Here is a 13,822-nt window from a genome sequence, read left to right on the forward strand (position 1 = left end):
ATTCCTTATCTATCTAATACGTTGAGTTATCTGGAACCTGTCCCATTACGTTCTCGCCAGAGAGCGTAATAAGACAGGTTCTGCGTTTAGTTGCCGCGCACTTTATATGGCGCTTGATTTACAACATCTTCTGGTTAACGTTCTACCAGAAAAATCACTAATTCTTTCGTTGCTCCAGACGGCGTAAGGCGCGTTCACGACGGCTTTCCTCACGGCTTCTGTCCAGCAGGATCTCTTCGATAAACGCCAGGTGACGGTGGGACGCTTCACGCGCCTCTTCCGGCTTCCCGGCAATAATTGCTTCAAAAATACGGGTACGGTGACTGCTAACCAGTGGCAGCATTTCACGACGCGCATACAGCAATTCGAAGTTTTGCCGAACGTTCTGGGCCAGCATCGGCTCCATACACCTTAGCAAATGGAGCAGCACCACATTGTGTGCCGCTTCGGTGACAGCAATTTGATACTGGAGTACCGCATCAGATTCGCCGTCAAGATCGCCGGACTGTTGAGCAAGCTCGATCGCATGGTGGAGTTCACGGATACGCGTTTTGTCTTCATCCGTGCTGCGCAGTGCAGCGTAATAAGCCGCAATACCTTCCAGCGCATGGCGCGTCTCAAGCAGGTCAAACTGGGATTCAGGATGGTCGGAGAGCAGCTCTACCAGTGGGTCGCTAAAGCTCTGCCACAGGCTGCTCTGAACAAAAGTGCCACCGCCCTGACGACGAAGCAGTAAGCCCTTCGCTTCAAGGCGTTGGATCGCCTCGCGTAAGGAGGGGCGGGAGACGTCGAACTGTTTTGCCAGCTCGCGTTCCGGTGGGAGTTTTTCTCCAGGGCGAAGTGTCCCCTCAAGAATTAAAAACTCCAGCTGCTGCTCAATCACATCGGAGAGTTTTGGTTGGCGGATTTTGCTGTAGGCCATGATTTCCTGTCTTAAGCCATTTGCCCGGAGTCAATTGGTCTTACCAATTTCATGTTCTTGACGCTAAAGTAACAAAGTATTCACCTTCTGTCCATACAGGTTTTGATTGAAATCAGTAAAGGAGGCATATTTTAACAACATTACAGAAATAACGTTTCAAACATGTAACTATGCACAAATGTTAAATTTACCCACCTCGGGGTAGTTTTAACGTAACTGAAACGAAAAATTATCTCATCTGAACCGATTCACCTGCTTATTTATCGATATATCAACCACTATTAATGAATAGAAATTCAAAATGGAAATTTTGTGGTAGATAAACTCGCATTTACAAATGGTTTCTTTTTATTCAACTAGTCATCTTCCCCGCATAAAGCAGGTGCATTCGCGCTCGCATATCATTATTCTGATCAAGACAAAAGTATTAAGGCAACATTTTATCAAAAGCATCTGTAAACAAATTAATACAACAAACGGAATTGCAAACTTACACACGCATTGCTGCGTAGTTCAAAAAATAAGCACTCGAAATATGAAGAGTAAAACCACACACGAGGTTTCATGATGGAAAGTCAACAGCATGGCGATCAGCTCAAGCGCGGCCTTAAGAACCGCCATATACAGCTAATCGCGCTGGGTGGCGCGATTGGTACCGGGTTATTCCTCGGTAGCGCATCCGTTATCCAGTCTGCAGGACCGGGTATTATTCTGGGTTACGCTATTGCCGGCTTTATCGCCTTTTTGATTATGCGTCAGTTAGGTGAAATGGTGGTTGAAGAGCCCGTTGCAGGCTCATTTAGTCACTTTGCTTATAAATACTGGGGCGGTTTCGCGGGGTTCTCTTCCGGCTGGAACTATTGGGTGCTGTACGTGCTGGTTGCCATGGCTGAGCTAACTGCCGTGGGTAAATACATCCAGTTCTGGTACCCGGAGATCCCAACATGGGTGTCTGCGGCTGCCTTCTTTGTGCTGATCAACGCCATCAACCTGACCAACGTGAAAGTGTTTGGTGAGATGGAGTTCTGGTTCGCCATTATTAAAGTCATTGCCGTCGTAGCGATGATCCTGTTCGGCGGCTGGTTACTGTTTAGCGGTAACGGCGGCCCGCAGGCCAGCGTCAGCAACCTGTGGGACCAGGGAGGCTTCCTGCCGCATGGCTTCACCGGTCTGGTGATGATGATGGCTATTATTATGTTCTCTTTCGGTGGGCTGGAGCTGGTCGGGATCACCGCAGCAGAAGCGGATAACCCAGAGCAAAGCATTCCCAAAGCGACCAACCAGGTTATCTACCGTATCCTGATTTTCTATGTGGGTTCGCTGGCGGTTCTGCTTTCCCTGATGCCGTGGACGCGTGTCACGGCGGATACCAGCCCGTTTGTCCTTATTTTCCACGAGCTGGGCGACACCTTTGTTGCTAATGCCCTGAACATCGTAGTGCTGACTGCCGCCCTTTCTGTCTATAACAGCTGCGTATACTGCAACAGCCGTATGCTGTTCGGTCTGGCACAACAGGGCAATGCGCCGAAAGCGCTGATGAACGTCGACAAACGCGGTGTACCGGTGAACACCATTCTGGTTTCCGCACTGGTGACGGCTCTGTGTGTGCTGATCAACTACCTGGCACCGGAATCCGCCTTTGGCCTGCTGATGGCGCTGGTGGTTTCCGCACTGGTTATCAACTGGGCAATGATTAGCCTGGCACACATGAAGTTCCGCAAAGCCAAACAGCAGCAGGGTGTTACCACCCGCTTCCCGGCGCTGCTCTATCCGCTGGGTAACTGGGTGTGCCTGATTTTCATGGCTGCAGTACTGGTGATTATGCTGATGACGCCGGGTATGGCGATCTCGGTGTACTTAATCCCTGTATGGATTGCCATTCTTGGCATCGGCTACCTGTGTAAACAAAAAACGGCCGGCGCGGTTAAAGCGCATTAATCCCCCCCTCCCCCCACCTGCGTCAGGTGGGGGTTGTTACCTGCCTCACACTTTCCCACTCACGACTGTTTAGTCCATATCAGCGGCGTTATCCTGCAACGCAAAAACACCGGTGCCGGACAATAATTCTCTCCATATCTCATTAATGGAGTGCAGTTGATGGAAACCAGTAAGCTCACGGTGAAAGAAAAGATCGGCTATGGAATGGGCGACGCCGGATGCAACATCATCTTTGGCGCCATCATGTTGTTTGTTAACTATTTTTACACAGACATTTTTGGTCTGGCACCTGCACTGGTCGGCGTATTACTGCTCTCAGTACGCGTTATCGACGCCGTTACCGACCCTATAATGGGCGCGATGGCCGACCGCACCCGTAGTAAATATGGTCGATTTCGTCCATGGCTTTTATGGATGGCTTTCCCGTACGCGTTATTCAGCGTACTGATGTTTACCACTCCAGAGTGGACCTATAACAGCAAAGTTATCTATGCGTTCGTTACCTACTTCCTGCTATCTATTACTTATACAGCGATCAACATTCCCTACTGCTCGCTCGGCAGCGTCATCACCAACGATCCGAAGGAACGCGTCGCCTGCCAGTCATATCGCTTTGTGTTGGTAGGCATTGCAACCCTGCTGCTGTCCCTCACCTTGCTGCCAATGGCCGACTGGTTCGGCGGGGAAGACAAAGCCAAAGGGTATCAGATGGCGATGGCGGTTCTGGCTTTCATCGGCATGTGTATGTTCCTGTTTTGCTTCGCTACGGTCCGTGAACGCGTGCGTCCTGCTGTCCAGACCAATGACGATTTAAAAGCCGATCTGAAAGACGTGTGGAAGAACGATCAGTGGGTAAAAATTCTGCTGTTAACACTGTGCAACGTCTGTCCGGGCTTTATTCGCATGGCTGCCACCATGTACTACGTGACATGGGTTATGCAGCAAAGCACGCAGTTCGCAACGCTGTTTATCAGTCTTGGTGTGGTCGGCATGATGATCGGCAGTATGTTGGCGAAGGTATTAACCGATCGCTGGTGCAAACTGAAAGTCTTCTTCTGGACCAATATTATCCTGGCGATTTTCTCTGCCGCGTTTTACTTCTTCGATCCGAAAGCCACCATGATGATTATGGTGCTCTACTTCCTGCTCAACATCCTGCACCAAATCCCTTCTCCGCTGCACTGGTCGCTGATGGCGGATGTCGATGACTATGGCGAGTGGAAAACCGGTAAACGCATAACCGGAATCAGCTTCTCCGGTAACCTGTTCTTCCTGAAACTGGGCCTGGCAATTGCCGGAGCGATGGTCGGCTTCCTGCTCTCCTGGTACGGCTACGACGCTGGGGCGAAAGCGCAAAGCGACTCTGCCATTAACGGTATTATGCTGCTGTTTACCATCATACCGGGCGTAGGCTACCTGATTACCGCAGGCGTGGTTCGTCTGCTGAAAGTTGACCGCGAGTTTATGCAGCAAATCCAGACAGATTTAGAAAAGCGCCGCGCCAACTACCGTGAACTGAATGAATACCACGATATAAAAACGACTGAAACCGTAAGGAAAGCCTAATGAATCAGTGGCCAAATCCCTTTATTGAACAGCGTGCCGATCCGTTTATCTTACGTGACGGTAGCCACTATTATTTCATTGCTTCAGTACCCGAATATGACCGACTGGAGATACGCCGGGCCGACTCGCTGGAGGGGTTGCGCACCGCCGCCCCGGTTGTCGTCTGGCGCAAACCAGAAAGCGGCCCCATGAGCCAACTCATCTGGGCACCCGAAATCCATCATCTGGCAGGCAAGTGGTACATCTATTTTGCTGCCACCCACACACAGTCGCTCGACAAGCTGGGGATGTTCCAGCATCGCATGTTTGCGCTCGAATGTGCCGACGCCGATCCGTTGACCGGGCAGTGGACGGAGAAAGGTCAGATTAAAACGCAGTTTGATACCTTTGCGCTTGATGCCACCACCTTTAACCATCAGGGAAAACAGTGGTACCTCTGGGCGCAGAAGTCGCCCGATATCGCCGGAAACTCCAATATCTATCTCGCTGAGCTGGAAAATCCATGGACGATTAAAGGCGAGCCGGTCATGCTAAGTCATCCTGAGTATGACTGGGAATGCCGGGGTTTTTGGGTCAATGAAGGTCCTGCCGTCATGGTTCATGGCGATAAGCTGTTTATCAGCTATTCCGCCAGCGCCACCGATGAGAACTACTGTATGGGATTATTGTGGATTGACCTCAACGCCGATCCGCTCAAACCGCAGAACTGGCACAAATCACCGCGCCCGGTCTTTACCACCAGTTATGAAAACCGCCAGTTTGGGCCAGGACACAACAGCTTTACACAAACGCCGGAAGGTGAAGATGTACTGGTGTATCACGCGAGAAACTACACCGAAATCGAGGGCGATCCGCTGTACGACCCAAACCGCCACACTCGTCTGAAGCTCGTGCGTTGGGACGAAAACGGCATGCCAGATTTTGGCGTGCCGCCTGCTGATACGAACTAAACCGTTGCACTGCCCGGTGGCGCTAACGCTTACCGGGCCTACACGTTTTTCATTGTAGGCCGGATAAGCATTAGCGCCATCCGGTACAACGCTATACTAATGCCCCATAAATGGTGAGCACCGCAATAACCACCACCACCACAAACGAGGTTTTCTTCGCCAGCGAAACGGCGGCTTTTGGCGTTTCGACTTTATCGGTGTGCGGTTCACGCGCCAGCGCGAACTGCGCCAGACGCGTAAGCACCTGATATTGCGACGTGTGCAGATCCGCAAGCGAGGCAAGCCAGGCCGGCAGCGCCTTCTCGCCATGTCCCAACAGCGCATAGACCACGCCCGCCAGACGCACCGGGATCCAATCCAGCACATGCAGGATCGCATCAATACCTGATTGCAGACGCTGGTGCGGTGTCTGATAGCGCGCCAGCCAGGACTGCCAGGCACGTAAAAAAGCATAACCAACCAGCGTCACAGGTCCCCATGGACCACCGACAATCAGCCAAAATAACGGCGCCAGATAAAAGCGGAAGTTGTTCCATAACAACGCGTTCTGCAGTTCGCGCAAGAATTCACGCTCATCGCAGTCCGGCGGAACCCCATGGATAAGCGTCAGCTCGCTGGCCATCGCATCACGGGCGTGAGCATCATCGCGAGCAGCCGCGTTCAGGTAAGCGTGATAGTGAAGGCGCGCCTTGCCAGCACCGATGCACAGCAAGCCAATTAAGATCCACGCCACCAGCAACGGAACATTAAACAACAGCCCATGAAGTGCACGCAGTAGCAGAAATGTCACTCCCATCGCAATCAGAGTCATGCCTACCGTACGCATCATCGAAAAATGCTTAATCCGGCGGAAAAAAGCTTCAATCCGGTGATCAAGCTGCCAGTGCTCACCCAGCTTAAACAGGCGTTCAACAATCAACACCAATAATGTTGTAAACAGCGTCATGTCATCTCCTTGTGCGACGAGGGGGTGACCAGGGCGCGGAACCTTGCCCAGTCAAAGGACGGCCCGGGATCGGTCTTACGCTCGGGCGCAATATTGCAATGTCCTGTCATGTTGTTAGCAATGGCCGGATAACGCGTAATCAGAGTATTCGTCACGGCAGCCAGTTGCTGATACTGCGCATCGGTATAGGCCAGCGTATCCGTCCCTTCCAACTCAATACCAATTGAAAAATCATTACAGCGTTCTCGCCCTTGATAGCTCGACACACCCGCATGCCAGGCGCGTTTATCAAAAGGCACATATTGCACGATTTCACCGTCACGGCGAATCAAACAATGGGCCGAAACACGCAGATGGGCGATCCCGGCAAAATAAGGATGGGCGTTGGGATCAATCGTGCCCGTAAACAGCGCGTCTATCCACGGGCCGCCAAACTCGCCGGGCGGCAGGCTGATATTATGCACCACCAGCAGAGAAGGGTTTTCGTCATCCGGGCGGCAATCGTAATGCGGAGAGGGAACGCGTCGCGCCTCTGCCAGCCAGCCCTCGTCTAACAACATGCAGAATCTCCTTATTGGTGGTGCTCATATCAGGTTCAGGGTAGCATGTTTCCACCTTATGATTCGTTAGCAATTTGGAGTTTTATCATGCCGCCTCGCCGCTATAACCCTGACTACCGACGTGACGCGCTGTTGGAACGCATAAATCTGGATATCCCTGCCGCTGTAGCTCAGGCGCTGCGTGAAGATTTAGGCGGAGAAGTTGATGCCAATAACGATATCACCGCACAGCTTTTACCCGAAGACATGCGCTCCCATGCCACCGTAATCACCCGCGAAGATGGCGTTTTTTGTGGAAAACGTTGGGTGGAAGAGGTCTTTATTCAGCTGGCTGGCGATGATGTCAACATCACCTGGCATGTCGAAGATGGCGACAGCATAAAGGCCAATCAGCCGCTGTTTGAACTGGACGGCCCTTCCCGCGTTTTACTGACCGGTGAACGTACTGCGCTGAATTTTGTGCAGACGCTTTCAGGTGTAGCGAGCGAAGTGCGTAAATACGTCGACCTGTTAGCGGGAACCAAGACCCAACTGCTGGATACCCGCAAAACCCTGCCGGGACTGCGTACCGCGCTAAAATACGCCGTATTGTGCGGCGGCGGCGCGAATCATCGTTTGGGGCTGTCCGACGCCTTCCTGATTAAAGAAAACCACATTATTGCTTCCGGCTCGGTACGTCAGGCCGTCGAAAAAGCCTTCTGGTTGCACCCGGATGTGCCGGTTGAAGTCGAAGTAGAAAGCCTGGATGAACTGGACGACGCGCTGAAAGCCGGGGCCGATATCATCATGCTCGATAACTTCGAAACTGACCAAATGCGCGAAGCGGTAAAACGCACCAACGGCCAGGCGCGTCTGGAAGTGTCGGGCAACGTCACCCATGAAACGCTGCGCGAATTTGCCGAAACCGGTGTGGACTTTATCTCCGTTGGCGCGCTGACCAAACATGTTCGCGCACTCGATCTCTCCATGCGATTTCGCTAATTGCTGATTGTATTGCCCGATGACGCTTCGCTTATCGGGCCTACTACACAGGTTTATTCCGTAAGCCGAATACGGCATTTACACCACCACCCGGCAGTTTCTTCGAGTCTCTTCGCAAATACATTGTCTGACTCTGTAATTTCGTAAAAATCCTCTGAACCCGCTTTCCCGTTTTGTTTTTTGTCTCTCGCCGTCCTCCCGTCGGTTTGCCAAAGTAGCGCCAGCAAACTCAAGGAGCGAACGATGAACAAGCAACGAGGCTTTACGCTTATCGAACTCATGGTGGTGATTGGCATTATTGCCATCCTTAGCGCCATCGGCATTCCGGCATATCAAAACTATCTGCGCAAAGCCGCGCTGACGGACATGCTGCAAACCTTTGTCCCCTATCGCACGGCGGTTGAGCTCTGTGCACTGGAGCATGGCGGAACAGATACCTGCGATGCCGGAACGAATGGTATTCCCTCTCCAACAACTACCCGTTACGTCTCAGCCATGAGCGTTGAAAAGGGAGTTGTCAGTCTTAGTGGGCAGGAAAGCCTGAACGGGCTAAGCATCACCATGACGCCAGGTTGGGACAATGCCAACGGCATTACCGGCTGGAACCGAAACTGCGTCATCCAGAACGACAGCGCATTGCAGCAGGCCTGTGAAGACGTTTTCCGCTTCGATACCCACTAAGGAACAGAGATGAATACCACCCAACTTACGGCACTATGCCAACGTTATCAGGCAATATTACTGGATGCAGACAATGAAGTGGTGCATATCGCCGTCGTAGACGCCCCATCACACGAGCTGCTGGATGCGCTGCATTTTGCCACCACCCGACACATCGACATTGTCTGCTGGACACGTCAGCAAATGGAAGGCCACACGCATACACCGCAGAAAATGCTCCCGGCAGTAGTCACGAAAAGCAGCGCCAGCGCGGCAGACTTGCTGAATCAGACGTTTCATTCCGCTCTGACGCAACGGGCTTCTGATATTCATTTTGAACCCGAGGAAAATCACTATCGAATCAGATTACGCGTAGATGGCGTGCTTCACGCTTTACCGGAAGTCACGACCGAGATGGGCATTGCCATCACCGCAAGGTTAAAAGTATTAGGCAGCCTGGATATCGCCGAGCATCGTCTTCCACAAGACGGACAATTTACCGTTGAGATTTCAGGAGAGCCGGTCTCGTTTCGCATCGCCACCCTACCCTGTCGCTACGGCGAAAAAGTCGTGTTACGGCTACTTCATCAGGTCGATCAGTCACTGGAGATCGCGGCGCTGGGAATGCAAGACGCGCAGCTGGCCGCATTTTCGCAAGCCTTGCAGCAGCCTCAGGGGTTGATTCTGGTCACCGGACCTACCGGAAGCGGCAAAACGGTCACGCTGTACAGTGCGCTGCAAACCCGAAACACCCCGGATGTGAATCTTTGTAGCGTGGAGGATCCGGTAGAGATCCCGATCGCAGGTCTCAACCAGACGCAAATTCACCCACGCGCCGGTTTGACTTTTCAGGGCGTATTGCGCGCGCTGCTGCGCCAGGATCCCGACATTATCATGGTGGGTGAAATCCGCGATGGCGAAACGGCAGAAATAGCCCTTAAAGCCGCACAAACAGGTCATCTGGTTCTTTCTACGCTGCATACCAATTCCACCAGTGAAACGCTGGTGCGCCTGCAACAAATGGGTGTCGCACGCTGGATGATCGCCTCCGCGCTGACGCTCGTTATTGCACAGCGGTTGGTCAGAAAGTTGTGCCCCCATTGCCGACAACGTCAGAGTACACCTATCACGCTCCCGAAAACTGTCTGGCCTACACCACTACCGAATTGGCAGGCCCCTGGCTGCAAACATTGTTATCACGGATTTTATGGCCGTACGGCATTGTTTGAAGTGCTCCCTGTTACTCCGGCATTACGTCAGAGTATTGCCAGTGGCACATCCGTAGACGAAGTGGAATCTGATGCTCAGCAATCAGGAATGAGAACGCTTTTCGAGAATGGCTGTCAGGCCGTCGAGCAAGGGTTAACGACATTTGAAGAGCTGATTCGTGTACTGGGCATGCCTCATGTCCGCTAAACAGCTTTGGCGCTGGCAAGGCATTAACAACGAGGGTAAATCGCTGGAAGGCACACTATGGGCCGATACCCGACCGTCATTGATGCTGGCTCTTGAGGAACAACAGATTACGCCGCTGCGCATTAAACGTATGCGTGTCAAAATCTCGCACTGGAGCCGTACAAGAAGTGCCGAAACCATACACCAGTTGGCGACATTGCTAAAAGCAGGGTTAACGCTCTCAACAGGGCTAGCTCTGCTTGCTGAACAGCATCCCAGCACTCAATGGCAGGCGCTACTGCGTACGCTGTCTTACGATATGGAACAGGGCATTACCCTCTCCACCTCGTTATCACAATGGCAACACGTTTTTCCGCCCCTTTATCAGGCAATGATCCGTACCGGAGAACTTACGGGTAAGCTGGACGACTGCTGTTTTGAACTCGCCTACCAGCAAAAGAAACAACAGCAACTTGCTGATAAAGTTAAAAAAGCCCTGCGCTATCCGATCATCATCATAACAATGGCGGTGATGGTCGTATTTGCGATGCTGCAGTTTGTACTCCCTGAGTTTGCCGCTATCTACCAGACGTTCAACACCCCGCTACCGGCGCTCACTCAGTGGATTATTACCATCGCACACTGTAGCAGCCAATGGGGATGGCTGGCGGTAGCACTTGGCCTGGTAGCAGTTGCCACACATCATTTGATAAAGCAGAAACCGTACTGGCTCATTCTGCGCCAGAAATTGCTGCTCAGCCTCCCGGTCATAGGGCCGATGGTGAGAGGGCAAAAACTCACGCAGATATTCACTGTTCTGGCGTTAACGCAAAATGCGGGCATTCCCTTTTTGCAGGGTCTTGAGAGCGTTACCGAAACGCTGGCTAACCCTTTCTGGTCGCAACGTTTAGCACTGGTTCAGCAGGACATCAGCTCTGGAAAACCGATCTGGTTATCGCTTAAAAATAGCTGTGAATTCAGCCCATTGTGTATACAGCTGGTCAGAACTGGTGAAGCTTCCGGCTCGCTGGATGCAATGCTGCGCAATCTTGCTCATCACCATGGCGAGAAAACCCTGGCTCAGGCTGAGAATTTGGCTGCATTACTTGAGCCTGCGTTGCTGGTCATTACGGGGCTTATCATCGGTACGCTGGTCGTCGCGATGTATTTACCGATTTTCCATTTGGGAGATGCGATGAGCGGGGTGGGATAGATTCAAATGCCGGATGGCGGCGTAACGCCATCAGGCATTTCACAGAACTAGCTGTTCTTACAAACTATTGAAAACGCGGTTTTCTTGTTCCTGTACACGAATAAACGTTGTACGTTTGGTCAGCTCTTTCAGACGGGATGCGCCCACATAGGTACAAGCAGAACGCAAACCGCCGAGGATATCGCGAGCGGTATTATCAACCGGGCCGCGCAGTGGCAGCTTGACGGTTTTACCTTCTGCAGCGCGGTACTGTGCAACACCACCTACGTGACGCGTCATGGCAGATTCAGAGCTCATACCGTAGAACAGCATGAATTTCTCACCGTTCTCTTCAACAATTTTGCCGCCACTTTCTTCATGACCAGCCAGCATGCCGCCGAGCATCACGAAGTCTGCACCGCCACCGAACGCTTTTGCCACGTCACCCGGCATGGTGCAGCCGCCGTCGCTGACAATCATGCCACCCAGACCGTGGGCTGCATCGGCGCATTCAATAACCGCAGAAAGCTGTGGATAGCCAACGCCGGTTTTTACACGCGTGGTACATACAGAACCTGGGCCAATGCCGACTTTGACAATATCAGCACCGGAGAGCACCAGCTCTTCGCACATTTCACCGGTGACCACATTGCCCGCACAGATCGTTTTAGTCGGCCATGCTTCACGCGCTTTCGACACGAACTGAACAAAATGCTCTGAGTAGCCATTAGCCACATCAATGCAGATAAAGTTCAGCGCGGGGTTGAGCGCCAGAATCTGTTTAGTTTTTTCGAAATCTGCATCAGACGTACCGGTTGAAACCATTACGTGTTTGAGCACATCGGCAGAGCTCTCTGCGATGAAGGCGGCCCAGTCTTCAACAGAATAGTGTTTGTGCACAGCGGTCAGGATGTCGAAGGAAGCCAGTGCCGTTGCCATGGCAAACGTCCCGACAGTGTCCATGTTCGCGGCAATAATAGGTACGCCGGACCAGGTCTGACCTGAATGCTTAAAGGTAAATTGACGTTCCAGCTCAACATCGGAACGGCTTTTGAGAGTAGAACGCTTAGGGCGGATAAGAACGTCTTTGAAACCTAACTTCAGATCTTCTTCGATACGCATGTGCGGATTCCTGGGGTTAATGGCGAAAAATCGAAACTCACAACTCCAGTGACGCTATCATACGCACTAATCAATGCCGCGCAAGACTGCGAAATTCTCTTTTTTTACGCTACAATCCCATAAATTTACCTGGCGAATAGTAGGTTAATCCTGCAGCAGCCTCTCCTTCGCACGCATAACTTTTAACTGTTTGATAATCAAACTTAAACTCCAGGATCGGCATCTATGAGGTATACGGTAGCCTTAACCGGCGGCATTGGCAGTGGTAAAAGCACCGTTGCAAATGCGTTCGCTGACCTCGGAATAAACGTCATTGATGCAGATATTATTGCGCGCCAGGTGGTTGAACCCGGCACACCTGCTCTTAAGGCGATCGAAGAACATTTTGGTTCCGACGTTATAGCCGCAGACGGATCGTTGCAGCGACGCATTTTACGCGAACGCATTTTTTCCAATCCTGAGGAGAAAAGCTGGCTGAATGCTCTGCTTCATCCGCTTATTCAGCAGGAAACCCAGCGTCAGTTTCAGCAAGCAACCTCTCCTTATCTGCTATGGGTTGTCCCTTTGCTGGTGGAAAATTCGCTGTATAAAAAAGCCGACCGCGTACTCGTGGTGGATGTCACCCCCGAAACCCAGCTCAGACGCACCATGCAGCGTGATGACGTCACGCGTGAGCATGTTGAACAAATTCTTGCTGCCCAGGCAACGCGTGAAGCGCGGCTGGCCGTGGCAGACGATGTTATTGATAATAATGGCGCACCGGAAGCCATCGCCTCGGATGTCGCCCGCCTGCACGCGCTCTATTTGCAATGCGCGTCGCAGTTTGTCTCACAGGAAAAATCGTAATGCACACCCAGGTCCTTTTTGAACACCCTCTCAATGAGAAGATGCGTACATGGCTGCGCATTGAGTTTTTAATCCAACAGCTCTCCGTTAATTTGCCCATTACTGACCATGCCGGCGCTCTGCATTTTTTCCGCAATATCGGAGATTTACTGGATGTATTTGAACGTGGCGAAGTCCGTACCGAACTCCTCAAAGAACTGGAGCGACAGCAGCGTAAACTCCAGGCCTGGGTCGAAGTTCCCGGCGTCGATCAAAGCAGAATCGACTCTTTGCGTCAGCAGCTAAAAAGTGCAGGCAGCATTCTGATTTCTGCCCCGCGTATTGGACAGACGCTGCGCGAAGATCGTCTGATTGGTCTCGTACGTCAGCGTTTAAGTATTCCTGGCGGGTGCTGCAGTTTCGATCTGCCGACTCTGCATATCTGGTTACACCTGGCACAGTCGCATCGTGACGCGCAGGTTGAAACCTGGCTTGCCAGCCTGAATCCGCTCAACCAGGCGCTGTCGCTGGTACTGGATTTAATTCGCAACTCAGCACCGTTTCGTAAGCAAACCAGCCTGAATGGTTTTTATCAGGACAACGGCGAAGATGCAGATCTGCTACGCTTGCAGCTGCCGCTTGATTCGCTGCTTTATCCGCAAATCTCTGGTCATAAGAGCCGTTTTGCCATCCGCTTTATGCCGCTGGATAGCGAGAATGGTCAGGTGCCTGAGCGCCTCGATTTTGAACTGGCGTGCTGTTAAG

13 protein-coding genes are annotated in these 13,822 nt (G+C 52.0%); 9 read left to right on the forward strand and 4 right to left on the reverse strand.

Annotation, left to right across the window (positions count from 1 at the left end):
• Positions 1 to 157: 157 nt before the first annotated feature.
• Positions 158 to 922 carry a pyruvate dehydrogenase complex transcriptional repressor PdhR gene (gene pdhR / locus C2U43_RS21485; RefSeq protein WP_003018699.1) on the reverse strand — a complete coding sequence of 255 codons (765 nt, stop codon included), beginning with the start codon at positions 920 to 922 and terminating at the stop codon, positions 158 to 160.
• Positions 923 to 1,486: 564 nt separating this feature from the next.
• Between pdhR and aroP the strand changes: the two genes are divergently transcribed.
• The 3 genes from aroP (at position 1,487) to C2U43_RS21500 (ending at position 5,376) form a co-directional block, all read left to right on the forward strand.
• On the forward strand, positions 1,487 to 2,860 hold the full coding sequence (gene aroP / locus C2U43_RS21490) for an aromatic amino acid transporter AroP (RefSeq protein WP_008786209.1): 1,374 nt from the start codon (positions 1,487 to 1,489) through the stop codon (positions 2,858 to 2,860).
• Positions 2,861 to 3,019: 159 nt separating this feature from the next.
• A complete protein-coding gene (locus tag C2U43_RS21495) occupies positions 3,020 to 4,426 on the forward strand; it encodes a glycoside-pentoside-hexuronide (GPH):cation symporter (RefSeq protein WP_003829494.1) in 1,407 nt (468 codons plus the stop codon).
• Positions 4,426 to 5,376: a glycoside hydrolase family 43 protein gene (locus tag C2U43_RS21500; protein ID WP_008786208.1), complete on the forward strand. Its 951-nt coding sequence runs from the start codon at positions 4,426 to 4,428 to the stop codon at positions 5,374 to 5,376. The genes C2U43_RS21495 and C2U43_RS21500 overlap by 1 nt, the downstream gene beginning before the upstream one ends.
• Before the next feature lie 91 nt (positions 5,377 to 5,467).
• Here the strand turns inward: C2U43_RS21500 and ampE are convergent, their stop codons facing one another.
• Positions 5,468 to 6,322, reverse strand: coding sequence for a beta-lactamase regulator AmpE (gene ampE / locus C2U43_RS21505; protein WP_103285762.1), 855 nt, complete (start codon positions 6,320 to 6,322; stop codon positions 5,468 to 5,470).
• Positions 6,319 to 6,882, reverse strand: a complete 564-nt coding sequence (gene ampD / locus C2U43_RS21510; protein ID WP_008786207.1) for a 1,6-anhydro-N-acetylmuramyl-L-alanine amidase AmpD — start codon at positions 6,880 to 6,882, stop codon at positions 6,319 to 6,321. Before ampD ends, ampE begins: the two co-directional genes overlap by 4 nt.
• A gap of 87 nt (positions 6,883 to 6,969) precedes the next feature.
• Between ampD and nadC the strand changes: the two genes are divergently transcribed.
• From nadC to hofC, 4 genes are all read left to right on the forward strand, one after another.
• On the forward strand, positions 6,970 to 7,863 hold the full coding sequence (gene nadC / locus C2U43_RS21515) for a carboxylating nicotinate-nucleotide diphosphorylase (RefSeq protein WP_003837454.1): 894 nt from the start codon (positions 6,970 to 6,972) through the stop codon (positions 7,861 to 7,863).
• 243 nt (positions 7,864 to 8,106) lie between these two features.
• A complete protein-coding gene (ppdD, locus tag C2U43_RS21520; RefSeq protein WP_003829506.1) occupies positions 8,107 to 8,544 on the forward strand; it encodes a prepilin peptidase-dependent pilin in 438 nt (145 codons plus the stop codon).
• Positions 8,545 to 8,553: 9 nt separating this feature from the next.
• Positions 8,554 to 9,939, forward strand: coding sequence for a type II secretion system protein GspE (gene gspE / locus C2U43_RS21525; protein WP_103285763.1), 1,386 nt, complete (start codon positions 8,554 to 8,556; stop codon positions 9,937 to 9,939).
• Positions 9,929 to 11,131, forward strand: coding sequence for a protein transport protein HofC (hofC, locus tag C2U43_RS21530; protein WP_103285764.1), 1,203 nt, complete (start codon positions 9,929 to 9,931; stop codon positions 11,129 to 11,131). Before gspE ends, hofC begins: the two co-directional genes overlap by 11 nt.
• Before the next feature lie 57 nt (positions 11,132 to 11,188).
• On the opposite strand, the gene C2U43_RS21535 is transcribed toward hofC, so the two are convergent.
• Positions 11,189 to 12,232, reverse strand: coding sequence for a GMP reductase (locus tag C2U43_RS21535; RefSeq protein ID WP_003829510.1), 1,044 nt, complete (start codon positions 12,230 to 12,232; stop codon positions 11,189 to 11,191).
• Positions 12,233 to 12,457: 225 nt separating this feature from the next.
• On the opposite strand from C2U43_RS21535, the gene coaE reads away from it, so the two are divergent.
• Positions 12,458 to 13,078 carry a dephospho-CoA kinase gene (gene coaE / locus C2U43_RS21540; protein ID WP_060682750.1) on the forward strand — a complete coding sequence of 207 codons (621 nt, stop codon included), beginning with the start codon at positions 12,458 to 12,460 and terminating at the stop codon, positions 13,076 to 13,078.
• Complete coding sequence (zapD, locus tag C2U43_RS21545) at positions 13,078 to 13,821, forward strand: cell division protein ZapD (protein WP_008786201.1); 744 nt, start codon at positions 13,078 to 13,080, stop codon at positions 13,819 to 13,821. Before coaE ends, zapD begins: the two co-directional genes overlap by 1 nt.
• The last annotated feature ends 1 nt before the right edge of the window (position 13,822 follow it).

This window comes from Citrobacter freundii complex sp. CFNIH9, from assembly GCF_002903305.1.
Classification (GTDB): domain Bacteria; phylum Pseudomonadota; class Gammaproteobacteria; order Enterobacterales; family Enterobacteriaceae; genus Citrobacter; species Citrobacter portucalensis.

Coding starts and splice junctions, on each gene's coding strand:
- ampD (WP_008786207.1), bottom strand. CDS start 6,882: ATGTTGTTAGACGAGGGCTGGCTGGCAGAGGCGCGACGCGTTCCCTCT.
- C2U43_RS21495 (WP_003829494.1), top strand. CDS start 3,020: ATGGAAACCAGTAAGCTCACGGTGAAAGAAAAGATCGGCTATGGAATG.
- C2U43_RS21500 (WP_008786208.1), top strand. CDS start 4,426: ATGAATCAGTGGCCAAATCCCTTTATTGAACAGCGTGCCGATCCGTTT.
- aroP (WP_008786209.1), top strand. CDS start 1,487: ATGATGGAAAGTCAACAGCATGGCGATCAGCTCAAGCGCGGCCTTAAG.
- C2U43_RS21535 (WP_003829510.1), bottom strand. CDS start 12,232: ATGCGTATCGAAGAAGATCTGAAGTTAGGTTTCAAAGACGTTCTTATC.
- nadC (WP_003837454.1), top strand. CDS start 6,970: ATGCCGCCTCGCCGCTATAACCCTGACTACCGACGTGACGCGCTGTTG.
- ampE (WP_103285762.1), bottom strand. CDS start 6,322: ATGACGCTGTTTACAACATTATTGGTGTTGATTGTTGAACGCCTGTTT.
- gspE (WP_103285763.1), top strand. CDS start 8,554: ATGAATACCACCCAACTTACGGCACTATGCCAACGTTATCAGGCAATA.
- pdhR (WP_003018699.1), bottom strand. CDS start 922: ATGGCCTACAGCAAAATCCGCCAACCAAAACTCTCCGATGTGATTGAG.
- ppdD (WP_003829506.1), top strand. CDS start 8,107: ATGAACAAGCAACGAGGCTTTACGCTTATCGAACTCATGGTGGTGATT.
- zapD (WP_008786201.1), top strand. CDS start 13,078: ATGCACACCCAGGTCCTTTTTGAACACCCTCTCAATGAGAAGATGCGT.
- hofC (WP_103285764.1), top strand. CDS start 9,929: ATGTCCGCTAAACAGCTTTGGCGCTGGCAAGGCATTAACAACGAGGGT.
- coaE (WP_060682750.1), top strand. CDS start 12,458: ATGAGGTATACGGTAGCCTTAACCGGCGGCATTGGCAGTGGTAAAAGC.